We start from the raw sequence: 21954 nt of genomic DNA on the forward strand, positions 1-21954 counted from the left end.
CCGACGGGGTTGCGACGCGGGCATGGTCAGGACTCGGACTTTGCCGGGGGCGCCGCGAACCGGGTGGCCGGCTCGTGGTTCGGTCGCGCCGAGGCGGCGATCAATTCGTCGTCCCGCCAGCGCAGCAAGGTTTCCAGATGTTCGATCAGTTTCTGATCGACCTGAATGATCCATTTGCTTTTCTTGTCGGCTTCCAGAAACCGAAGGTCCCCGTGGTCACGGCGTTCGCGAATGAATTTCAGCAAGGCCGAGTTTCCCAGATACCGCGTCTGCACCGCGTCGATCGTGCTGTAGAGCCCATCCATGGCGCCCTGCTCGCTTTGTGCGAGCAGCAGCAGAAATTCCCAGGTGGTGGGATTACGCCGAAACACGGACAGCTCGCGCGACTGGGCCAGCATCCGCTCGAATTCGAGCTCAATCTCGACGATTTTCGACCTTTCCATTGGTGTTGAACTCCTGTCAGACACGGACTTGAAACATGCTTCTCGCGATCGCTGAAAAAGGACGGGCGCTTGCTTGCGAAGCGTCGCAGCAGGCGCATGAAAAATCGCCTGGTTTTTGATCCGGTCCTCTCAATGGGGCGGCGAACGGGGCATTCCACCCCTGTAACCCGCGGTTGAACGGAAACGCTGAGGGCTTCAGGATAGGCGATCAAGGTATGGTTATAATATCAGCAAAATATGCCGCTAAGAGCTGCGCTCTGGAATTAGTTAAAAAAAGCAATCAATATGCAACCAAGGGTAGAAAAAGAATTTAACGCATCGCGATAACAGGGCGTTGTATCGCGAAAACCGATTTCATTCGGTCGGAATGGCCAACAATTGCGGGAAAGCTGTGACGATTGGCCGGTCAGTGGCGCCGGCGCGCGGGCAGTGTGGCCAGCGCCACGCCCGCCAACACCACGGCCGAGGCTGCCAGCGCCGCTGGGCCGAGCCGTTCGCCAAGCAATAGCGCGCCCGCGGCGATCGCGATCACCGGCACCGTCAATTGCGCGACGGCGGCGCGGGCTGCACCCAGTTGCGGCAGGACCGCATACCACAGCGCATAGCCCAGCCCCGAGGTGACCGCCCCCGCGACGGCAGCGAGGGCCATGCCCAGGGGCTGAGCCGGCGGTAGCGTCAGGTCCGGGCCCGTGGCCAGGGTGGCCAGCGCGACCATCGGCGTGGCCAGCAGGAAATTCGCGGCGGTGGCCTTGAGCGGTGCGGCCACGCCGCGACCGGCCAGGGAATAGAGGCCCCATCCCAGCGCCGCTGCGCCCATCAGCAGCGCCGGTTGCGGCGCCGGCACCGCCTGCGTGCCCGGCCACAACAGCGCCGCCAGGCCGAGCAGCGCCACGCCCGCGCCCAGAAGGCGCCGGGGCGGCTGCGATTCGCCCGCCAGTGCGGCGCCCGCCAGCATCGTGACCTGCACGCCGGCGAACAGGATCAACGCGCCGACGCCTGCGTCCAGCGCGGTATAGGCCATCGAGAAACCCACCAGGTAGAGGGTGAGCCAAAGCGCGGATTTCAGCGCGGCGCGCGTCGGACGGGCCCGGGCCAGAAGGCCCAGCACCAGGGCGCCCGAAGCCACCCGGATCAGCGCGAATGGCAGCGCGCCGATCAGGCCGCCGCCGACCGCCCAGCGGTTCAACAGCGAATTGGCGGCAAAGGCCACCATGACCAGCGCGCTCAGCGCCAGCAAGCGCATGGGTCAGCCTGCCACGGCCTTCAGCGCGGTATCGAGCCGCGCCAGGGTGCCGGGCACGTCCTTGAGCTTGTCCAGGCCGAACAGGCCGATGCGGAAGGTGCGGAACCCGTCGCCTTCGCCCACCATCAGCGGCACCCCGGCGGCGATCTGGTAGCCGGCGGCGGCAAAGGCCGCGCCGGTCTGCAACTCGGGCCTGTCGGTGAAGCAGACCACCACACCCGGCGCACCGAATCCTTCGGCCGCCAGCGGTTTGTGGCCATAGGCGGCCAGCAGGGCGCGCGCACCCTTGCCCAAGGCGTGCTGCGCCTGCTTGGCGGCGTCAAAGCCCATGGCGCGGGTTTCCATCATGGCGTCGCGCAGCCCGACCAGCGCGTCGGTCGGCATGGTCGCGTGATAGGCGTGGCCGCCGTCCTCATAGGCCTTCAGGATCGCGCGCCATTTTTTCAGGTCCAGCGCGAAACTGTCCGAGGTCGTCTCCTCGAGCCGCTTTTCGGCGCGCGGACCAAGCACCACGATCCCGGCCGAGGGCGAGGCGCTCCAACCCTTTTGCGGCGCCGAGACCAGCACATCCACGCCGAGCGCCTTCATGTCCACCCAGGCCGCGCCCGAGGCGATACAGTCGAGCACCATCAAGGCCCCGACGTCATGCGCCGCGTCCGCCATGGACTTGATGTAATCGTCCGGCAGGATCATGCCCGCCGAGGTTTCGACATGTGGCGCAAAGACCGCCTGCGGGGCCTCGGCGCGGATGCGGGCGGTGACTTCGGCGATGGGGGCGGGGGCAAAGGGGGCCTGCGGGTCGTTGCCGGACGGGCGCGCCATCAGCACCGAGGCGTCCTCGGTCAGGTGGCCGGCGTCGAAGATCGCGCTCCATCGAAAGCTGAACAGACCGTTGCGCACCACCAGGCATTTGCCCCGCGCGAACTGCCGGGCCACGGATTCCATGGCAAAGGTGCCGCCACCCGGCACCAGCGCCACGGCCGTGCCGTTGTAGACCTCTTTCAGCATCCCCGAGATGTCGCGCATCACCTGCTGGAACCGCTGCGACATGTGGTTGAGCGATCGGTCGGTGAAGACGACCGAGAATTCTTCCAGCCCCTCGGGGTCGATATGGTCATGAAGCGCGGGCATCGGGGTCTCCGTTTCTGGTTGCGCGTCACACTAGGGCGCGACGGGGGCCGGCGCAACGCCGCCGGCGCGCAGCAGTTCGGGCACGGTAACCAGCCGGAAGCCTCGCGCCCTGAGCCCGTCGATGATCGCGGGCAGGGCCGCGCGCGTGGCGGTGCGGGCGGCGGCCATGGCGTGCAGCAGGATGATCGACCCGGGCCGCGCCCCGGCCAGGGCCTCGCGGGCGATGGTGTCGGCGTCGGCGGCGGGGTCGGAATCGGGCTCGACATCCCACATGATCGTCAGTCGGCCCTGCCGGGCCAGAACCCAGGGCAGCACGAACAGCTTCTTGCCGTAGGGCGGGCGGAACAGGATCGGCCCGGTTTGCCCGGCGGCGCGGATCGCCGCATCGGTCAGCGCCAGTTCCTGACGCACCCACGAGGGCCGGGCCAGCACCATGCGCCGGTGGCTGAAGGCGTGGTTGCCCAGCACATGCCCGGCCGCGACCAGGGCGCGGGTCTCGGCGGGCAGGGATTCGGCTTGCTGGCCGGTGACAAAGAAGGTGGCGCGCACGCCCCGGCTGGCCAGCAGGGCGATCAGGGCCTCGGTCTGGCCGGCGGTGGGGCCGTCGTCAAAGGTCAGCGCGACCAGGGGTTCGCGGATATCCACCCGAGACACCAGCGGCGCAAAGAGCTGATAGTCGCGCGCCCGCGACAGGTGCCACAGGCCCAGTGGCACCGCGATCAGGACAAGGGCAAGCAGGACGACCTTCATCGTGCGAATCTGATCCCAACCCCTGCCGGGGTCCAGTCACACCGGGTCACAACTGCGAGGGAATGCCCGGGTGTCGGGGCCGGGCGCCAATTGCGGGCGGCGCCATTGCGCCACTTGCCCTCGGATCGCCGAGACGCTATCTGAACCCCACCTGGCGGGTATGGTGTAGTGGTAGCGCCTCAGCCTTCCAAGCTGATGGGGCGGGTTCGATTCCCGCTACCCGCTCCAGGTTTTTTCCGGTCAGGCTTGCAGCAGCGCGGTGATCGCCGCCAGATGCGCCGCAAGCGGCTGGCCGCGGCTTTCCATGTTCAGCCGCACCACGGGTTCGGTGTTGGAACTGCGCAGATTGAAGCGCCAGTCGCCCATGTCCAGGCTGATGCCGTCGGTTTCATCGACCGCGCGCGCCTGCGGTTCATGGGCGGCGCGCACCCTGGCGATGGCAGCGCCAGGGTCGGCGGGGTGAAAGTTGATCTCGCCCGAGGATGGAAAGGCCCGCCGCCGCGCCGCCACCAGGTCCGCCAGAGGGCCCTTGCGGCTGACCAGTTCGGCCAGCACCAGCCAGGGGATCATGCCGCTGTCGCAATGAACGAAATCGCGGAAATAGTGGTGGGCCGACATTTCGCCCCCATAGACTGCGCCGGTGTCGCGCATCGCCTGCTTGATGAAGGCGTGCCCGGTGCGCGCCTGCACGGCGATGCCGCCGGCCCGTGCCACGACGTCTTGCGTGTTCCAGATGACGCGCGGGTCGTGAATGATGCGCGCGCCCGGCTCGCGGCTCAGGAAGACCTCGGCCAGCAGGCCGACGATGTATTCCCCGTCCACGAAGGCGCCGGTATGGTCAAAGAAGAAGCAGCGGTCGAAATCGCCGTCCCAGGCGATGCCCATGTCCGCCCCCTCGAGGCGGACACGCGCGGCGGTGGGGGGGCGGTTTTCGGGCAGCAGCGGGTTGGGAATGCCGTTTGGAAACGCGCTGTCGGGCTGGTGGTGCATCCGCACGAAGCGCAGCGGTGCACCCTGGCGCGCCAGCGCGTCGGCGAGCGCGTCAAAGGTCGGCCCGGCCGCGCCGTTGCCGGCATTGACCACGATCGTCAGGGGTTTCAGCGCGGTGACATCGACGAATCGCAGCACCTGCGCGACATAGGCCGCGCGGGCCTCGGTCGCGATGTCGCGCCGCGTGCCCCCGGCTTTCGCGGGGCCAAAGGCGTCGCCCTCGGCCAGCGCCTTGATGCGGTGCAATCCGGTGGCGGCGTCCAGCGGTGCCGAACCCGCGCGCACCATCTTCATGCCGTTGTAATCCATCGGATTGTGCGAGGCCGTGACGCACAGCCCGCCGTCGGCTTCGAACCGGGTGGTGGCGAAATACATCTCTTCCGTGCCGGAAAGCCCCAGGTCCAGGACTTCGCACCCTTCGTCCATCAGCGCGCGGGCGACGGCGCCGGCGAGAGCGTCCGAACTGGCGCGGATGTCGCGGCCCAGGACCACGCGCCGGGCCGCCAGCACGCGGGCAAAGCCGCGTCCGATGCGATAGGCGATGGCGTCGTCGAGGTCCACGCCCAGACGGCCGCGGATGTCGTAGGTTTTGAAGCAGGTCAGGTTCATGCGCGGATTCTCATCCCTTGGCGCCCTGGCCGCGGGCATAGACGTCTTCGTAACGGATGATGTCGTCCTCGCCCAGATAACTGCCGGTCTGAACCTCGATCAGGGTCAGGGGCAGCTTGCCCGGGTTCTCCATCCGGTGCACGGCGCCCAGCGGGATATAGACCGACTGGTTCTCGCTCACCAGTTGCACGGTGTCGCCGATGGTCACGCGCGCGGTGCCCTCGACCACGATCCAGTGTTCGGCCCGGTGATGGTGCGATTGCAGGCTCAAGGCCGCGCCGGGGTGCACGACGATCCGCTTGACCTGAAAGCGCGGGCCCATGGCGAGGCTTTCGAACCAGCCCCAGGGGCGATGATCGCGCGGGAAGGTCTCGGCCTGTGGGGACCCCTTGGCCTTCAGCGCCGAGACCGCCTTGCGGACCTCTTGCGCGCGCGATTTGTGGGCGACCAGAACCGCGTCGGGCATGGCGACGGCGATGATGTCGGTCAGGCCGATGCCGACCAACTCCTGACCCGTCGATTCCGATCGCAACAGCGTATCCGTGCAATCGATCGCCTGCGCGGGGCCTTTGGTGACCACCCCGGTGGCGTTGGGCCCGGCCTCGCGCCAGACGGCTTCCCATCCGCCGAGGTCGGACCAGGCCCCGCCATAGGGCACCACCGCCAGGTTGTCGGCCTTTTCCATCACCGCATAGTCGATCGAGATGTCCGCGACCTTGTCCCAGGGGGCAGGAGCGAGCCGGGTAAAGGCCAGGTCGGATTCGGCCCCGGCGACGGAGGCGCGCACCTGGTCCAGGATCTCGGGTTGCAGCGCGGCAAAGGCCGCGACCAGCGTGTCGGCGCGGAACAGGAAGATGCCCGCGTTCCAAAGATGCCGGCCGCCATCGAGCATCGCCTGCGCGCTTGGCAGGTCCGGCTTTTCGACAAACCGTGCCAGCGGTTGCGGCACGGGGCTGAATTCGGGGTCGGGGCAGGTCGTCAGTTCAAGCCAGCCATAGCCGGTTTCCGCCCGGTCCGGCCGAATGCCGAAGGTCACCATCTGCCCTTGCTGCGCGACGGGCAGCGCGCCCAGCACGGCCTCGCGGAACCGCGCGCCGTCGGGGATCACATGATCTGACGGCGCGACCAGCATGACGGCCCCGGGGTCCTGCCGTTGCAGGATCAGCGCCGCCGCCAGGATCGCCGGCGCCGTGTTGCGCGCCGCCGGTTCGATGAGGATCGCGGCGGGATCGAGATGCGCCTGCGCGAGTTGTTCGGTGACGATGAAGCGGAAATCCGACCCCGTGACGATCACCGGTGCTGCGAAACCCGGCCCGGACAGCCGCCGGGCCGAGGCCTGGAACAGGCTCTCGTCCCCGATCAGCGACGAGAACTGCTTGGGGTAGGATTTGCGCGACAGGGGCCACAGGCGCGTCCCCGAGCCACCGCACAGTAGAACCGGATGAAGCGAAGAAGTCATAAGCGGGCCATATGCGAAAGCTGCGAACTGGTCCGCGGTATCGCTGCAAACATGGGCGAAAGCGTGGCGCGGGCGGGGTAATGGCGAGGGCCGGGGCGGGGTCGTGCCGGTGTGAACGGTTTCTTAACCCTTCGCGATCAGCGTGGGATTCGTCAAAGACTGCTTGAAATGTTCTCATTTTGTCCGCATAAGGTGAGAACATTAAGGAAACAAACACTGTATTGCCGCCCAGAATGGGCTATGGGATAAGGGGTCGAATTCATGGCAACCGCGAGCCTTCTCGACATGCAGGACAAACGTGCACAGGACAAGCAGAAGGCGCTCGACTCGGCGCTGGCGCAGATCGAACGGCAGTTCGGCAAAGGGTCGATCATGCGCCTGGGCGCGGACAATCCCGTGACCGAGATCGAGGCGACGTCAACCGGTTCCCTGGGGCTGGATATCGCGCTGGGGATTGGCGGTCTGCCCAAGGGACGGATCGTCGAAATCTACGGACCCGAAAGCTCGGGCAAGACCACGCTGACGTTGCATGTCATTGCCGAAGAACAGAAAAAAGGCGGTGTCTGCGCCTTTGTAGACGCCGAACACGCCTTGGATCCGCAATACGCCAAACGGCTGGGCGTCAACCTTGAGGACCTGCTGATCTCGCAGCCCGACACCGGGGAACAGGCGCTGGAAATCGTCGATACGCTGGTCCGTTCGGGCGCGGTATCGGTGGTGGTGATCGACTCGGTTGCGGCGCTGACGCCGAAATCCGAACTCGAGGGCGACATGGGCGATTCGAGCGTCGGCGTGCACGCCCGCCTGATGAGCCAGGCGATGCGCAAATTGACCGGTTCGATCAACCGTTCGAACTGCATGGTGATCTTCATCAACCAGATCCGCATGAAGATCGGGGTCATGTTCGGTTCGCCCGAGACAACGACCGGCGGCAACGCGCTCAAGTTCTACGCCTCGGTGCGTCTGGACATCCGGCGCATCGGATCGGTCAAGGACCGCGAGGAAGTCGTGGGCAACCAGACCCGCGTCAAGGTGGTGAAGAACAAGGTCGCGCCGCCCTTCAAGCAGGTCGAATTCGACATCATGTATGGCGACGGGATCTCGAAGACGGGGGAACTCCTCGATATCGGCGTGAAGGCCGGTGTCGTCGAGAAATCGGGCTCGTGGTATTCCTATGGGGACGAGAGGATCGGTCAGGGTCGCGAGAACTCCAAGAACTACCTCAAGGCGAACCCCGCCGTCGCGATCGAGATCGAGGACAAGATCCGCGCGGCCAACGGGCTGGATTTCCACATGAGCAGCGACGATTCCGAAGTGCTGGACGAATGAGCATGACGGCCGCGCCGAACCCGGTGTCCCGGATCGAACTGGACGCGGCCGTTCCCCATATTCTGGCCGCGCCCAAGGATGGCGCGGTCATCGAGCAATTGTGCCTGCGCCCCGGCTACAATCAGCGTCGGTTCGTGGACGCGATCGAAATGACCCGCACCGGCGGCATTTCGGGGGAACGCTGGGCAAGCGCCCCCTGGCTGCGTTTGCCCGACGGACGCCCCCATCCCGGCATTCAGGTCTGCATTTTGCAGAAGCGAGTGCTCGATCTGGTGTGGCGTGACCGCGCGCGGACGCCGCACCCCGGCGATACGTTTGTCGTGGACATGGACCTGAGTGTCGCCAACCTTCCCGAGGGCCAGTTGCTGCGCGCAGGCGAGGTGGTGTTGCGCGTATCGAGCGTGTTCAACGACGCTTGCGTGAAATGGAAGGCGCGCTATGGCGCGGATGCCAAGGACTGGATCACCGCGCCGGGCAATCCCCCGCTGCGGTTGCGCGGCGTCCTGTGCAGCATCGTGACCGACGGCACGGTGCGCAACGGCGACAGATTGGCAAAGGTGGTCACGTCGGCAGTGGCCAGGGAATCGGCCGATCCGTCAGACTGACCGCGCAGGGGCCATCGCGTCCGCGTGAATGCCTGGGTGAATGCCTGGCGGGCCCGCGTGTCAAATTGCAACGCGCCGCGCCCCCTGCGCTGGTGACCTCCGGCAGGCTCCAGGCGACCTGGGGGATACCAGATTTCCCGGATCGGGGCGGACCGCACAAGCCGCCCGCCAGGATATCCGAGGGGCTGGATCTGCCCCTTGGCCGACGAAGACCGTGGTGCTAGAGGCTCGCGTCGTCAACGAGTTCGACGATGACCAGATCCCGAACCGATGCCCCGCGGGCATGATCCAGCGCCGCCTGATAGGCCGGCGAGTGATAGCAGGCCTCGGCCGCCTCGAGGGATGGAAAAACGCTCACCACATGGCGCGCGCGATCCGCCCCTTCGAGCGTCACATACCGCGCCGCACGGGCGATGAACTTGCCGCCATGCGCCGCAATCGCCGGGCCAGCGCCCTCGGCATAGCGGGCATAGGCCTCGGCATCCGTCACGGCCACATGGGCAATCCAGAGCGCCTTTTTCGTCATCTCATACCCTCCCGACCAAGGCTTCGGCCGCGGCGATCGCCTGCTCGGCGCCGGCCATATCGGTGCCGCCACCCTGTGCGAGGTCCGCGCGGCCGCCGCCACCCTTGCCACCCAGTTCCACCACCGCGGCCCTGAGCACGTCAACCGCTGAAATCCGTGCGGTCAGGTCGGCCGTCACCCCGGCCGCGACCGCGGGCTTTGCCCCGGTGTCGGCGATCAACACCACCACGCCCGAACCGATCCGGCCTTTCAGCGCGTCCACCATGGCCGGCAGGTCCTTGCCGGTGACCCCGGTCAGGATCTGGCACAGAACCTTGATACCATTGACAGTCTTGGCCTCGACAACGCCACCGCCACCGCCGCCGCCGCCCATGGCCAGATCGCGCTTGAGTTGCGCCACCTCGTTGGCCAATTGACGACGTTCTTCGGCCAGGGATTTCACGCGGTCCACCACGTCAGACATCGGTGTCTTCAAGAGCTGGGCAACCTCGCTCAACCGGCTCTCCTGGGCCCGCAGATGGCTGAGCGCCGCATCGCCGGTCAGGGCCTCGATCCGGCGAACGCCGGCTGACGAAGCCGAATCACCCAACATCACGAACGCCCCGATGTCACCCGTGCGCGTCACATGCGTGCCGCCACACAGCTCCAGCGAATAGGTGTTGCCCTGCGCACCCTTGCCCGAGTCCAGCAGCCGGCCCATCGAGACCACGCGCACCTCGTCGCCGTATTTCTCGCCGAACAGCGCCTGCGCACCGAGCGCGCGCGCATCGTCGGGGGTCATGATGCGGGTTTCGACCGCGCCGTTCTGGCGGATGAACGCGTTCACCTCGATTTCGACGCCGGCCAGTTCCGCCGGCGACAAGGCCTTGGCGTGGCTGAAGTCGAAGCGCAGTCGATCGGGCGCGTTGAGCGACCCGCGCTGCGCGACGTGGTCGCCCAGGGCACGGCGCAGGGCCTCGTGCAGAAGATGGGTCGCCGAGTGGTTCGCGCGGATCGCGCGGCGACGGATGTGATCGACCTCGAGCTTGACCGGCGCGCCGCGCTTCAGCGTGCCTTGCAGCACCTGAGCCGCGTGGACGAAGACGCCGTTCACCTTGCGCGTGTCGGTGATCTGCGCTTCGCCGCCGTCCCAGCGCAGGAACCCGGTGTCCCCGACCTGGCCGCCGGATTCGGCGTAGAAGGGGGTCTGGTTCACCACGACCGAGACCAGGCCCGAGGCCGCGTCCACCAGCGTGTCGCCCTCGACCAGCGCCAGCACCTGCCCCTCGGCGGTTTCGGTGTCATAGCCCAGAAACTCGGTCCCGCCGTGCTTTTCGGCGACGTCGAACCAGATCGCCTGGTTCGCGGCCTCGCCCGAGCCGGCCCAACTGGCGCGGGCCTTGGCCTTTTGTTCGGCCATCGCTGCCTCGAACCCGGCGGTATCGACCGCGCGGCCCTTTTCGCGCAGCGCGTCCTGTGTCAGGTCCAGCGGAAAGCCAAAGGTGTCATACAGGCGGAACGCCGCCTCGCCGGGCAGGTCGGCGCCGTCGGCCAGCTTGTCCAGTTCGCCGTCCAGCAGCTTCAGCCCGCGGTCCAGCGTCTGGCGGAAGCGCGTTTCCTCGATCCGCAGCGTTTCGGTGATGAGCGCCTCGGCCTGTTTCAGTTCGGTGTAATGGCCGCCCATGGCGCGCACCAGCGCGGGCACCAGTTTGAACATCACCGGGTCCTGCGCGCCCAGCATGTGCGCGTGGCGCATGGCGCGGCGCATGATCCGGCGCAGCACATAGCCGCGCCCTTCGTTCGAGGGCATCACCCCGTCCGCGATCAGGAACGAGGTCGAGCGCAGGTGATCGGCAATCACCCGGTGGTGGGTCTTGCCGGGGCCGTCCGGTGCGCCATCGGTCAGGTTGGCCGAGGCCTCGATCAACCCGCGCATCAGGTCGGTGTCGTAGTTGTCGTGCTTGCCTTGCAGCAGGGCGCCGATCCGCTCCAGCCCCATGCCGGTGTCGATCGACTGGCGCGGCAGGTCGATCATCGCGCCCGAGTCGAGCTGCTCATTTTGCATGAACACGAGGTTCCAGATCTCGATGAACCGGTCGCCGTCCTCGTCGGCCGATCCGGGCGGGCCGCCCCAGATATGGTCGCCGTGGTCGAAGAAGATCTCGGTGCAGGGGCCGCAGGGGCCGGTCGGGCCCATGCGCCAGAAGTTGTCATCGGTGGGAATGCGGATGATGCGGCTGTCGGGCAGACCGGCGACCTTCTTCCAGATATTCGCCGCCTCGTCGTCGGTGTGATAGACCGTGACCAGGAGGCGGTCCTTGGGGATGTCGAAATCCTTGGTCAGCAATTCCCAGGCAAAGGGGATCGCATCCGATTTGAAATAGTCGCCGAAGCTGAAATTCCCCAGCATTTCAAAGAAGGTGTGATGCCGCGCGGTGTAGCCGACATTGTCCAGGTCGTTGTGCTTGCCGCCTGCGCGCACGCATTTCTGCGCTGTGGTGGCGCGGTTGTAGTCGCGGTGCTCCAGCCCGGTGAAGACATTCTTGAACTGGACCATGCCCGAGTTCGTGAACATCAGCGTCGGATCGTTGCGGGGAACCAGCGGCGAGCTGTCCACGACCGCATGGCCCTGGCGGCGGAAATAGTCGAGAAAGGTCGAGCGGATGTCGTTGAGGCTTGCCATCGGCGGAAGGGGCCCTTGCCTGAGGTGGGTCGCGAAACGCGCGGAGTCGGGGGTATTTACTGGATTTTCGCGCCGTGGTCCAAGGGGGAATTCAGCGGCCCCCGGGCTGCCCGGTTGCCAGGCGTGACGGGTTCGAGGGATTTCTTCGCGAATGCCCCCTCTTTGTGCCGGAAATATCCCGGGGGGTGAATTGCCGCAGGCAAGAGGGGGGCTGGCCCCCCTGCGCCGCCGGCCAAAGGAAAAGGCCCCGCCACGGGGCGGGGCCTTTCCGGAATTTCGGACCGGTCAGCTTTTGGCCAGGTCGCGCAGCACATAGTGCAGCACGCCGCCATGCTTGACGTAATCGACCTCGATTTCCGTGTCGATCCGGCACTTCAGGGTGATCGTCTTCACCGTGCCGTCCTTGTAGGTGATCGTGCAGGGCACCGCGGACAGCGGCTTGATGTCATCCGACAGCCCCTCGATCGCGATCACCTCGTCGCCGGTCAGGCCCAGCGACTTGCGGGTATCGCCGCCGGTGAATTCGAACGGGATGACCCCCATGCCGACCAGGTTCGAGCGGTGGATACGCTCGAAGCTTTCGGCGATGACCGCCTTGACGCCCAACAGGTTGGTGCCCTTGGCCGCCCAGTCGCGCGATGACCCCGCGCCGTATTCAATGCCGCCGATCACGACCAGCGGGGTGCCTTGCGCGATGTAATCCATCGCCGCATCGTAGATCGAGGTCTGCTGACCGTCGGGGCCCTTGGTATAGCCGCCCTCGACTCCGTCCAGCATCTCGTTCTTGATGCGGATGTTGGCGAAGGTGCCGCGCATCATGACTTCATGGTTGCCGCGGCGCGAGCCGTAGCTGTTGAAGTCCTTTACTGGGACCTGGCGTTCGGTCAGGTATTTCCCGGCCGGCGTCGTCGCCTTGAACGAGCCCGCGGGAGAGATGTGGTCGGTGGTGATCATGTCGCCCAGCAGCGCCAGAACGCGCGCGCCCTCGATCGGCCGGATATGGCCTTTCTCGGCGCTCATGCCCCGGAAATAGGGCGGATTCTGGATATAGGTCGAGGTCGGCGGCCAGTCATAGGTTTCCCCGCCGGCGACTTCGACCGCCTGCCATTTGGCGTCGCCCTTGAACACATCGGCGTATTTGGACTGGAAGGCCGCCCGGGTCACGACACGGTCCACCAGATCGGCGATTTCCTTGTCGGTGGGCCACACGTCTTTCAGATAGACGGGCTGGCCGTCCTTGCCGGTGCCCAGGGGTTCGGTCGTCAGGTCGATGTTCATGTCACCGGCCAGCGCATAGGCCACGACCAGCGGCGGCGAGGCCAGGTAGTTCGCGCGCACGTCGGGGCTGATGCGGCCCTCGAAGTTGCGGTTGCCCGACAGCACCGCGGTGGCGACCAGATCGCCCTCGGCGATCGCAGCCGAGATTTCCGGTTGCAGCGGTCCCGAGTTGCCGATGCAGGTGGTGCAGCCGAAGCCGACAATGTTGAAGCCGATGGCATCGAGATCGTCCTGCAGGCCGGCGGCCGCAAGGTATTCCTGCACGACTTGCGATCCGGGTGCGAGCGAGGTCTTCACCCAGGGCTTGCGGTTCAGGCCCAGTTCGCGGGCTTTGCGCGCCACCAGCCCCGCGCCGATCAGCACATAGGGGTTCGAGGTGTTGGTGCACGAGGTGATCGAGGCGATCACCACCTTGCCCGAGGTCATCGCATAGTCTTCGCCCTTGACCGCGACGGCCTTGTCCAGCGGGCGCTTGAAGGTCTCGGTCATTTCCCTGGCAAAGGCCGCCTTGGCACCGGTCAGCGGCAGGTAATCCTGCGGGCGTTTGGGCCCCGAAATCGCCGGCACGATGGTGCCCATGTCCAGGTCCAGCGTCGAGGTGTAGATCGGCGCATAATCCGCCCCGCGCCAGAAGCCGTTTTCCTTGGCGTAAGCTTCGACCAGGGCCACGCGGGCCTCGTCGCGGCCGGTGTTGCGCAGGTAGCGCAGGGTTTCGTCGTCGATCGGGAAGAAGCCGCAGGTCGCACCGTATTCGGGGGCCATGTTGGCGATGGTGGCGCGCTGAGCCAGCGGCAGATGATCCAGCCCCTCGCCGTAGAATTCGACGAACTTGCCGACCACGCCGTGCTTGCGCAGCATCTGCACGACTTTCAGCACCAGGTCGGTGCCGGTGGTGCCTTCGACCATCTTGCCGGTCAGCCGGAAGCCGACGACCTCGGGGATCAGCATCGAGATCGGCTGCCCCAGCATCGCCGCCTCGGCCTCGATCCCGCCGACACCCCAGCCCAGGACGGCCGCGCCGTTGACCATGGTGGTGTGGCTGTCGGTGCCGACCAGCGTGTCGGGATAGGCGATTTCCGTGCCGGTCTGGTCCTTGTCGGTCCAGACGGTCTGGGCCAGGTATTCCAGGTTCACCTGGTGGCAGATGCCGGTGCCCGGGGGCACCACGCGGAAGTTCTGGAACGCGCCCTGACCCCATTTCAGGAACTGATAGCGTTCCATGTTGCGTTCATATTCCAGATCGACATTCCTCTGGAATGCGCGGGGATTGCCGAACTCGTCGATCATGACCGAATGGTCGATGACCAGATCGACGGGCACCAGGGGGTTGATCTTCTGTGCGTCACCGCCAAGCGCCTTGATGCCGTCGCGCATCGCCGCCAGGTCCACCACGGCGGGCACGCCGGTGAAGTCCTGCATCAGCACGCGGGCCGGGCGATAGGCGATTTCGCGCGGGTTCTTGCCGCCGTTCGCGCCCCATTCGGCAAAGGCCTTGATGTCGTCGATCGAGACGGTGAAACCGCCATCCTCGAAGCGCAGCATGTTTTCCAGCACCACCTTCAGCGAGGCCGGAAGCTGGCTGAAATCGCCCAGGCCCGCGGCCTGCGCGGCGGGGATCGAATAATAGGCGAGGGTCTTGCCGCCGACGCTCAGCGATTTGCGCGTCTTGGCGGTGTCTTTTCCGACGATCACGGTCATGGGGAGGCTCCCTTCGGGTCAAGAGGGGTTTGGCTGAGGCTGCTCATGCCTTATCTGCTGCCGCCGATCAAGGGGGGCGGGCGTATTTTGTATACCATTGTGCACAAAAAAGCCTGGAACCCCTCGCGGTGCGTCCAGAGGGCGGTCACAGGGCGTTGCCAGGCTGTCACAAGCTGGTGTAGGCCGCTGGCCCCGGTCTTGCCCCGGCTTGCGTCGTGGGTCATTTGCCGGTTCATTAGACGCAGTCTTCAGGAGTGGGGTGCATGGCGCTGATCGCGAGATCGCGGGCTGAGGGAAAGCTGCGCAACGGTGCGCAGGCCGCGTCCGGGTGGTTGGTCGCGCTGCTGCTGGTGTTGGTGCCGCCCGGCCCGGTGCGGGCCCAGTCGGCGCCGGCGCCCGCGCCGGTCGCGGAACCGGCTGACGCCGGGTCTGGTGCCGGGTCTGGTGCGGCGGTCGTCGATCATCCCGTCCTGCTGGAGCTTTACACCGCGCAGGGCTGTGCCTCGTGCCCGCCTGCCGACGACATGATGGTGGATCTGGCGCAGCGCGACGACGTCGTCGCCCTGGCGCTGCATGTGGATTACTGGGACTATATCGGCTGGGCCGACACGTTTGCCGACCGCGCCTTTACCGAACGCCAGCAACGCTATGCGCGCCGCTTCGGTCATTCCACGATTTACACCCCGCAGGTGGTCATCAATGGCACCCAGGTGCTCGAAGGTTTCCGCGTGGACGAGGTTCTGGACACGATCCTGAGCCAGCACGCCCGCCCGCCAGAGGTCACGCTGTCGCTGACCCGCACCGATGCCGGCGCGCTGGAGATCAGTGCGGTTCCCGCCGCCGATGCCGCGCCGCAGGTGGTGATGGCGTCGCGCCGCTCGGCGGTGGCGGGTGTGCAACTGAATTCGGTCGTGGGCACGTTGAGCATGGGCGCCCCGGCCGAGACCGAAAATCGCAGCCAGCCGCAGGCCGACACCGCGGCGGTGCCGCCGCCCGTGCCCAGCGCCGGTGGTCCCTATACGGTGCAACTGGTCCGCTACCGCCCCGAGGCGACGGTCGATATCCTGGATGGCGAGAACGCCGGCCGGGTGGCCGATTACGCCAATATCGTCACCAGCTGGCAGGTGATCGCCGGTTGGGACCTGCGCGCTCCGCTCTATCTGACGGTGCCGCTCGATGGGGACGATCCGGTCGTGGTGCTGGTGCAGGAGGCCGGGCAGGGCGAGGTTCTGGCCGCGGCGCGGTTGCGCTGATCGTCACGGCCTGCGACGGTCCGGTCGGGTTTGGCCCCGGGGCCGTGTCCCCTTGGGGTGGGGGTCACCCTGCTTCGGTGTTCTTCCAGCGTCGATGCAGCCAGAACCATTGCCCGGGGTGGGCGCGCACGCGGGCCGAGGTGCTGTCATTCAGCGCCTGGGTCATCGTCAGCGCGTCGGTGTGCGGGATCGGGGCCTCGACATCGATGGTGAAGGTGATGCCGTCGGCGTTGCGCGTGGCATAGAGGGGCACGAGAAGGGCCTTGTATTTCAAGGCCATTTTCGCGGCCGAGGTCGCGGTCCAGGCGGGTTTGCCCAGAAACGGCAGCAGGTCTCCGCGCGCCATGTAATGATCGCCCAGCAATCCCAGCATGCCCCCGGACCTGAGGAAGCGCAGCATGTCGGTCATGCCTTCGGACCCGCGCGGGAACAGCGGCGCGGCGATGCTTTCGATCGTGTCCACATAGCGGCGGTTCGCCAGCGGATTGGTCATCGGCATGTAGAGCCCGCCGACCCGGAACCCCCGCGCCGCCAGACCCGCGCGCCAGGCATCGTAATTGCCGAAATGCGCCGAGACCAGCACCACGGGTTGCCCCTGGGCATGGGCCTGATCCAGCGCGGCCAGCCCCGGCCCGCCGATCGGCAGCGTGGCGGCAAAGCGGGCGAATTCGGGCCCGGAATGCAGTTCGATGAAGCTGCGGCCGAAATTGTCGGCAACGCCGGTGCAGATCGCCGCGACCTCGGTCTCGGGGAGGTCGGGAAAGACCAGCGCCAGGTTTTCGCGGACGCGCCGGTTCAGCGCCAAAGGGCCCAGGATGCGGCGGAAGAACCAGCTCATCGCCGCAAGGCGCCGGCGATAGGGAAGCAAGCGCACCGTGCCGATGATCGCCGCCGTCGCCGCGTCTTCCAGGCGGTGGCGCAGGGTTGGGCGGTCTGGGGCTGGGGTGGGCATCGGATCTGACGGACTGGGACGGTCCCGGGGTTCTAGCCCCGCGTTGGATCGCTGTCCAGCGGCGCGGCGGCGGGGTGCGTGGCCTTCCGCCGGTTGTGCCACCAGACCCATTGTTCAGGGTGCGCGCGGACCTGAGCGGCAAAGGCGTCGTTCAGCGCCTGGGTCATGCCGCGCGCGTCCGAGGGCGGCACGGGGGCGTCGATCCAGACCCGGAATCCGGGCGCGCCCCGGGTGCGGATGCCCCAGATCGGCACCAGAAGCGCGTCGTATTTCAGCGCCATTTCGGCCATCGACAGCACGGTGCGGGTGGGCTGGCCGAGAAAGTCCAGCATCACCCCTTGGGGCCGGTCCAGATCCATGAGGATGCCCAGCATCCCGCCGCCCCTGAGGAACCGCACCAGCGCCCTGAGCCCTTCGCCGGTGTCGGGGAACATCGGCGCGCCGGACGCCTGCACCGCGCGCAGGTAGCGGTCGTTCAGCGCCGGGCTGCCCAATTCCTTGAAGTAGCCGCCGACCGGGTAGCCCTGGGCGATCAGCGCCAGGCGCCAGGCGTCGTAATTCCCGAAATGCGCCGAGACCAGGATCGCCGGGCGTTTGTCGGCCCGGGCCCGGGCGAGGGCCTCGGCGCCGGGCCCCACGAGCGGAAGTCCCGCCACGCGGGCGGCCAGATCGTCGGCCGAGATCACCTCGGTGATCATGCGGGCGAGGTTGCCGGGCACGGCGGTGGCGATGCGGCGCACCTCGGCATCGGAAAGGTCGGGCAGGAAGTGGCGGACGGCCTCGGCCACGCGGCGGCGCATCGACGACAGCCGACCGATCCCGCGGCCGATCGCGCCCGCCAGGCGCACGCGCAACGGATAGGGCAGGCGCATGAGGGCCGCGACCAGCCCCAGCAACACGCGGTCGCGGGGGCGTTCTGGGCGCGGAGACTCGTCTGCGGGCAGGGTCATGGGGGCGGCGGGACCGGCGTCAAAGACGAACGCGGCCGCTCCGGGTCAGGAACGGCCGCGCGGACTGTCGTGGCGTCAATTCGGCGCATCGCGGAGCGGCCAGCGCCGCGCCGGATCACACCGCTTCGCTGATGAACTTCACCGCGTCGCCGAAGGTCTGGATGTTCTCGGCGGCGTCATCGGGGATTTCGATGCCGAACTCTTCCTCGAAGGCCATCACCAGTTCGACGGTGTCGAGCGAATCGGCACCCAGATCGTCGATGAACGAGGCGTTCTCGGTGATCTTGTCTTCTTCGACGCCGAGATGCTCGACCACAATCTTCTTCACGCGATCAGCGATGTCGCTCATGTTCTGTCCTCGTCTACCTTCGGCGGGAGCCGCCGTGATGTTGAATGCGTACTCGCAGCTGTGACGACCGCGCCGCGCTTCTGGGCGATCGGGCCGGACCAGCACGGGCGGGCCCGTCTCGATCAGCGCCGCCTATAGCACAAGCTTGACACAAGGCAAACGCTTTCCCGATTGCGTGATCGGTTCCGGCGCGGGGCGTGATCGGGGCGGTCATCAGCGGTCACAGGCGTGAAAACGTAGGGGAAAACCGCCACCGCCGCGCCGGCGTTGCGACAAAATTACCGGGCGGATCGTGATCGCGGTGGGCGGGCGGCGCAGCGAAAACCGGCTGCGCCTGTCGCGGGGTGATTCCGCGGCCCGCGTCCCCCTGCGTCGTCGCCGCCCGCGCCCGTGTCACATCATCGCCATGCCGCCGTTGACGTGCAGCGTCGCGCCGGTGACGTAGCCCGCCTCGGGCGAGGCGAGATAGAGCACGGCGGCCGCGATCTCTTCGGGCGTGCCCATGCGGCCGGCCGGGATCTGGCCGTTGATCCGGTCCTTTTGGTCGTCGGTCAGCTTGTCGGTCATCGGCGTCGCGATGAACCCCGGCGCCACGGCGTTGGCGGTGATCCCGCGTGAGGCGATTTCGGCCGCGATGGATTTGGTCAGGCCGATCATGCCGGCCTTTGACGCGGCATAGTTCACTTGCCCCGCGTTGCCGGTTGCGCCGACGACGGACGAGATATTGATGATCCGGCCCCAGCGCCCCTTCATCATCGGCCGCACCACCGCGCGGCACAGGCGCATGGTCGCGGTGAGGTTCACGTCGATCACCGAGGCCCAGTCGTCGTCGGACATGCGCATGAAGATCTGGTCGCGCGTGATGCCGGCGTTGTTGACCAGGATGTCGATCCCGCCCATCGCGTCGATCGCCTGTTTGGGCAGGGCCTCGACCGCGGCCGGGTCGGACAGGTTGCAGGGCAGGACATGGGCCCGGTCCCCCAGCTCGTCGGCCAGCGCCTTGAGCGGCGCCTCGCGCGTGCCCGACAGGCCCACCGCGGCCCCCGCGCCATGCAGCGCGCGGGCGATGGCGGCCCCGATGCCGCCCGAAGCGCCTGTGACGAGGGCGCGTTTGCCGCTGAGGTCGAACATTGCAGGGGTCCTTTCGTCTGGTCTCGGTGGTTGGAGCGGTTCTATCAACCGATTGGGAACCGCGCCAGCACGCAGGAACCTGCCGGGCGGGCTTTTCCAGCCGGGAAACAATGTGTATGTGGCTTTCAAAGGCTTTTGGTCGGAGGAACATAGATGCGCCGAGTCGTGGTGACGGGTCTGGGAATGGTCACGCCGCTGGCTTGCGGGGTCGAGGAAACCTGGAAGCGGCTCATTGCCGGGCAGTCGGGCGCGGGTCCGATCACCCGTTTCGACGCGAGCAATCTGGTGACGACCTATGCCTGCGAAATTCCGTTCGGCGACGGCAGCGACGGGACCTTCAACCCCGACGACTGGATGGAGCCCAAGGACCGCCGCAAGGTGGACGATTTCATCCTTTACGGCCTGACCGCCGCCGCCCAGGCCGTCAAGGATGCCGGCTGGACGCCCGAGGACGAAGAAAGCCGGCTGCGCACCGGGGTGATGATCGGTTCGGGGATCGGCGGGTTGACCTCGATCGCGGAAACGGCGGTCCTCATCAAGGAACGCGGCCCCAAGCGGGTCAGCCCGTTCTTCATTCCGGGCAGCCTGATCAACCTGATCTCGGGGCAGGTGAGCATCCGCTACGGGTTCAAGGGGCCAAACCATGCGGTCGTCACCGCCTGTTCGACCGGCGCCCATGCCATCGGTGACGCGGCGCGGCTCATCATGCTGGGCGACGCCGACGTGATGGTCGCGGGCGGGGCCGAGGCGCCGATCAGCGAGATCGGCATCGCCGGCTTCAACGCCTGCAAGGCGCTCTCGACCAAGCGCGGCGCGGAACCGCAAAAGGCCAGCCGCCCCTATGACGCCGACCGCGACGGGTTCGTGATGGGCGAGGGCGCGGGCATCGTCGTGCTGGAGGAATACGAGCACGCCAAGGCGCGCGGCGCCAAGATCTATGCCGAGATCCTGGGCTACGGCCTGTCGGGCGACGCCTATCACATCACCGCGCCCGCCGAGGATGGCGACGGCGGCTTCCGCAGCATGTCGGCGGCGCTGGCGCGTGCCGGGCTGACGCCGGCGGATGTCGATTACATCAATGCGCACGGCACCTCGACCATGGCCGACACGATCGAACTGGGCGCGGTCGAGCGCCTGATGGGCGATGCCGCGTCCAAGGCCACCATGTCTTCGACCAAGTCGAGCATCGGTCACCTGCTGGGCGCCGCCGGTGCCGTCGAGGCAATCTTCTGCGTGCTGGCGATCCGTGACCAGGTGGCGCCGCCGACGATCAACCTGGACAACCCGGCGGTCGCGCCGAAGCTGGACCTGGCCGCCAATCAGGCGCGCCATCGCAAGATCGACGTGGCGCTGTCGAATTCCTTTGGCTTTGGCGGCACGAACGCCAGTCTGGTGTTGGGCAAGGTCCGCGACTGATGTGGAAGCACATCGCCGCCAATGCGCTGACGCTGCTGATCGTGGCGTTCGTCCTGCTGGGTGGGTTGGTGGCGATGGGGCAGCACGCCTTCACGGCGCCGGGGCCGCTGTCTCAGGCGATCTGCCTGCGGGTCGATCAGGGCGCCAATCTGCGCAGCGTGGCGCGGTCGCTGGATACCCAAGGCGCGATTTCCAGTCCGATGCTGTTCCGGGTCGGTGCGCAATATGACGGGCGCGACAGCCGTCTGCGGTTCGGCTCGTATCTGGTGCCGGCCGGGGCCTCGATGCAGGAGATCCTGGATATCGTGACGCGCGGGGGGGCCTCGACCTGCGGCACCGAGGTGGTGCTCAGGATCGGCATCACGCAAAGCGAATACCAGGTGCGCGAACTGGATCCGGCCACCAATCGTTTCCAGGAAACGCTGGACCTGCCGCTGGACACCGCCGAATTCCCGGCCGAATACCAGCGCGTGGCGCAGGCCCCCGACACGCGCTTTCGGATTGCCATCGCCGAGGGCACGACAAGCTGGCAGATCTGGACCGCGCTCAACGGCGCCGAATTCCTGACCGGCGACCTGCCCGAGGTTCCGGCCGAGGGGACACTGGCCCCCGACAGCTACGAGGTGCGCCGCGGGGGCGACCGCGCCGCCCTGGTTGCCGAGATGGAGTCGCGCCAGTCCGCGATCCTGGCCCAGGCCTGGGCCAACCGGGTCGAGGGCCTGCCGCTGGCGACGCCGCAAGAGGCCCTGACGCTGGCCTCGATCGTGGAAAAGGAAACCGGCGTGGCCGAAGAGCGGCGCGTGGTGGCCAGCGTGTTCATCAACCGTCTGCGCGCGCCGATGCGGTTGCAGACCGACCCGACGGTGATCTATGGCATCACCCACGGGCAGGGTGCGCTTGGCCGGGGTCTGCGGCGGTCGGAACTGAATGCCCGCACGCCCTACAACACCTATCAGATCGATGGCCTGCCACCGACGCCGATCGCCAACCCCGGCCGCGCCGCGATCGAGGCGGTGCTGAACCCCGAGGCCACGGACTATCTGTATTTCGTGGCGGATGGCACGGGCGGGCATGTGTTTTCCAGCACGTTGGCCGAACACAACGCCAACGTGGCCCGCTGGCGCCAGATCGAGGCGGGGCAGGACAACTAGGATTTTAGGGATATCGGCCTTACAACCGT

The 21954-nt window shown here is 66.9% G+C and carries 18 protein-coding genes and 1 tRNA gene; 6 read left to right on the plus strand and 13 right to left on the minus strand.

Annotation, left to right across the window (positions count from 1 at the left end; translation table 11 throughout):
* Positions 1-26: 26 nt before the first annotated feature.
* The 4 genes from H6900_09380 to H6900_09395 form a co-directional block, all read right to left on the minus strand.
* Positions 27-443 carry a hypothetical protein gene (locus H6900_09380; protein ID MCC0073487.1) on the minus strand — a complete coding sequence of 139 codons (417 nt, stop codon included), beginning with the start codon at positions 441-443 and terminating at the stop codon, positions 27-29.
* A 406-nt stretch (positions 444-849) separates the two neighbouring features.
* Entirely contained in the window at positions 850-1686 is an 837-nt protein-coding gene (locus H6900_09385; protein MCC0073488.1) for a DMT family transporter, read from the minus strand.
* Between the two features lie 3 nt (positions 1687-1689).
* Entirely contained in the window at positions 1690-2817 is a 1128-nt protein-coding gene (locus H6900_09390) for an alanine--glyoxylate aminotransferase family protein (GenBank protein MCC0073489.1), read from the minus strand.
* A gap of 30 nt (positions 2818-2847) precedes the next feature.
* On the minus strand, positions 2848-3567 hold the full coding sequence (locus H6900_09395; protein ID MCC0073490.1) for a polysaccharide deacetylase family protein: 720 nt from the start codon (positions 3565-3567) through the stop codon (positions 2848-2850).
* 154 nt (positions 3568-3721) lie between these two features.
* Between H6900_09395 and H6900_09400 the strand changes: the two genes are divergently transcribed.
* A tRNA-Gly gene (locus H6900_09400) sits at positions 3722-3795 on the plus strand.
* 12 nt (positions 3796-3807) lie between these two features.
* Here H6900_09400 and H6900_09405 read toward each other — a convergent pair.
* Positions 3808-5166 carry a phosphomannomutase gene (locus H6900_09405; GenBank protein ID MCC0073491.1) on the minus strand — a complete coding sequence of 453 codons (1359 nt, stop codon included), beginning with the start codon at positions 5164-5166 and terminating at the stop codon, positions 3808-3810.
* A 10-nt stretch (positions 5167-5176) separates the two neighbouring features.
* The gene (locus H6900_09410; GenBank protein ID MCC0073492.1) at positions 5177-6625 is read right to left on the minus strand and encodes a mannose-1-phosphate guanylyltransferase/mannose-6-phosphate isomerase; all 1449 of its coding nucleotides are present in this window, start codon (positions 6623-6625) and stop codon (positions 5177-5179) included.
* 261 nt (positions 6626-6886) lie between these two features.
* Here H6900_09410 and recA point away from each other — a divergent pair, with 261 nt between their 5' ends.
* Together recA and H6900_09420 are read left to right on the plus strand one after the other, a co-directional pair.
* A complete protein-coding gene (gene recA / locus H6900_09415) occupies positions 6887-7954 on the plus strand; it encodes a recombinase RecA (protein MCC0073493.1) in 1068 nt (355 codons plus the stop codon).
* Complete coding sequence (locus tag H6900_09420; GenBank protein ID MCC0073494.1) at positions 7951-8559, plus strand: hypothetical protein; 609 nt, start codon at positions 7951-7953, stop codon at positions 8557-8559. Before recA ends, H6900_09420 begins: the two co-directional genes overlap by 4 nt.
* A gap of 220 nt (positions 8560-8779) precedes the next feature.
* On the opposite strand, the gene H6900_09425 is transcribed toward H6900_09420, so the two are convergent.
* From H6900_09425 to acnA, 3 genes are all read right to left on the minus strand, one after another.
* Positions 8780-9085 (minus strand): DUF1330 domain-containing protein, encoded by a 306-nt coding sequence (locus H6900_09425; protein MCC0073495.1) that lies wholly within the window; start codon positions 9083-9085, stop codon positions 8780-8782.
* A 1-nt stretch (position 9086) separates the two neighbouring features.
* Positions 9087-11747, minus strand: coding sequence for an alanine--tRNA ligase (gene alaS / locus H6900_09430; protein MCC0073496.1), 2661 nt, complete (start codon positions 11745-11747; stop codon positions 9087-9089).
* A 285-nt stretch (positions 11748-12032) separates the two neighbouring features.
* Complete coding sequence (acnA, locus tag H6900_09435; protein MCC0073497.1) at positions 12033-14723, minus strand: aconitate hydratase AcnA; 2691 nt, start codon at positions 14721-14723, stop codon at positions 12033-12035.
* 263 nt (positions 14724-14986) lie between these two features.
* Here acnA and H6900_09440 point away from each other — a divergent pair, with 263 nt between their 5' ends.
* Positions 14987-15976 carry a DUF1223 domain-containing protein gene (locus H6900_09440; GenBank protein MCC0073498.1) on the plus strand — a complete coding sequence of 330 codons (990 nt, stop codon included), beginning with the start codon at positions 14987-14989 and terminating at the stop codon, positions 15974-15976.
* A gap of 64 nt (positions 15977-16040) precedes the next feature.
* Here H6900_09440 and H6900_09445 read toward each other — a convergent pair whose 3' ends face one another.
* The 4 genes from H6900_09445 to fabG form a co-directional block, all read right to left on the minus strand.
* On the minus strand, positions 16041-16928 hold the full coding sequence (locus tag H6900_09445; protein MCC0073499.1) for a lysophospholipid acyltransferase family protein: 888 nt from the start codon (positions 16926-16928) through the stop codon (positions 16041-16043).
* Positions 16929-16960: 32 nt separating this feature from the next.
* Complete coding sequence (locus H6900_09450) at positions 16961-17878, minus strand: lauroyl acyltransferase (GenBank protein ID MCC0073500.1); 918 nt, start codon at positions 17876-17878, stop codon at positions 16961-16963.
* Positions 17879-17993: 115 nt separating this feature from the next.
* Positions 17994-18227 (minus strand): acyl carrier protein, encoded by a 234-nt coding sequence (locus tag H6900_09455; GenBank protein MCC0073501.1) that lies wholly within the window; start codon positions 18225-18227, stop codon positions 17994-17996.
* A gap of 393 nt (positions 18228-18620) precedes the next feature.
* Entirely contained in the window at positions 18621-19358 is a 738-nt protein-coding gene (fabG, locus tag H6900_09460) for a 3-oxoacyl-[acyl-carrier-protein] reductase (GenBank protein ID MCC0073502.1), read from the minus strand.
* Between the two features lie 153 nt (positions 19359-19511).
* Here fabG and fabF point away from each other — a divergent pair, with 153 nt between their 5' ends.
* Both fabF and mltG read left to right on the plus strand, forming a co-directional pair.
* Positions 19512-20774 carry a beta-ketoacyl-ACP synthase II gene (gene fabF, locus H6900_09465; GenBank protein ID MCC0073503.1) on the plus strand — a complete coding sequence of 421 codons (1263 nt, stop codon included), beginning with the start codon at positions 19512-19514 and terminating at the stop codon, positions 20772-20774.
* On the plus strand, positions 20774-21925 hold the full coding sequence (gene mltG, locus H6900_09470; protein ID MCC0073504.1) for an endolytic transglycosylase MltG: 1152 nt from the start codon (positions 20774-20776) through the stop codon (positions 21923-21925). Before fabF ends, mltG begins: the two co-directional genes overlap by 1 nt.
* Positions 21926-21954 lie beyond the last annotated feature (29 nt).

The organism is Rhodobacter sp. (genome assembly GCA_020637515.1).
Lineage (GTDB): Bacteria > Pseudomonadota > Alphaproteobacteria > Rhodobacterales > Rhodobacteraceae > Pararhodobacter.

Bases quoted from the DNA above. Each gene is read 5' to 3' on its own strand.
- H6900_09380 (MCC0073487.1), bottom strand. From the start codon at position 443: ATGGAAAGGTCGAAAATCGTCGAGATTGAGCTCGAATTCGAGCGGATG.
- H6900_09440 (MCC0073498.1), top strand. From the start codon at position 14,987: ATGGCGCTGATCGCGAGATCGCGGGCTGAGGGAAAGCTGCGCAACGGT.
- H6900_09395 (MCC0073490.1), bottom strand. From the start codon at position 3,567: ATGAAGGTCGTCCTGCTTGCCCTTGTCCTGATCGCGGTGCCACTGGGC.
- H6900_09390 (MCC0073489.1), bottom strand. From the start codon at position 2,817: ATGCCCGCGCTTCATGACCATATCGACCCCGAGGGGCTGGAAGAATTC.
- H6900_09445 (MCC0073499.1), bottom strand. From the start codon at position 16,928: ATGCCCACCCCAGCCCCAGACCGCCCAACCCTGCGCCACCGCCTGGAA.
- H6900_09420 (MCC0073494.1), top strand. From the start codon at position 7,951: ATGAGCATGACGGCCGCGCCGAACCCGGTGTCCCGGATCGAACTGGAC.
- alaS (MCC0073496.1), bottom strand. From the start codon at position 11,747: ATGGCAAGCCTCAACGACATCCGCTCGACCTTTCTCGACTATTTCCGC.
- recA (MCC0073493.1), top strand. From the start codon at position 6,887: ATGGCAACCGCGAGCCTTCTCGACATGCAGGACAAACGTGCACAGGAC.
- H6900_09410 (MCC0073492.1), bottom strand. From the start codon at position 6,625: ATGACTTCTTCGCTTCATCCGGTTCTACTGTGCGGTGGCTCGGGGACG.
- H6900_09385 (MCC0073488.1), bottom strand. From the start codon at position 1,686: ATGCGCTTGCTGGCGCTGAGCGCGCTGGTCATGGTGGCCTTTGCCGCC.
- fabG (MCC0073502.1), bottom strand. From the start codon at position 19,358: ATGTTCGACCTCAGCGGCAAACGCGCCCTCGTCACAGGCGCTTCGGGC.
- mltG (MCC0073504.1), top strand. From the start codon at position 20,774: ATGTGGAAGCACATCGCCGCCAATGCGCTGACGCTGCTGATCGTGGCG.
- acnA (MCC0073497.1), bottom strand. From the start codon at position 14,723: ATGACCGTGATCGTCGGAAAAGACACCGCCAAGACGCGCAAATCGCTG.
- fabF (MCC0073503.1), top strand. From the start codon at position 19,512: ATGCGCCGAGTCGTGGTGACGGGTCTGGGAATGGTCACGCCGCTGGCT.
- H6900_09425 (MCC0073495.1), bottom strand. From the start codon at position 9,085: ATGACGAAAAAGGCGCTCTGGATTGCCCATGTGGCCGTGACGGATGCC.
- H6900_09455 (MCC0073501.1), bottom strand. From the start codon at position 18,227: ATGAGCGACATCGCTGATCGCGTGAAGAAGATTGTGGTCGAGCATCTC.
- H6900_09405 (MCC0073491.1), bottom strand. From the start codon at position 5,166: ATGAACCTGACCTGCTTCAAAACCTACGACATCCGCGGCCGTCTGGGC.
- H6900_09450 (MCC0073500.1), bottom strand. From the start codon at position 17,878: ATGACCCTGCCCGCAGACGAGTCTCCGCGCCCAGAACGCCCCCGCGAC.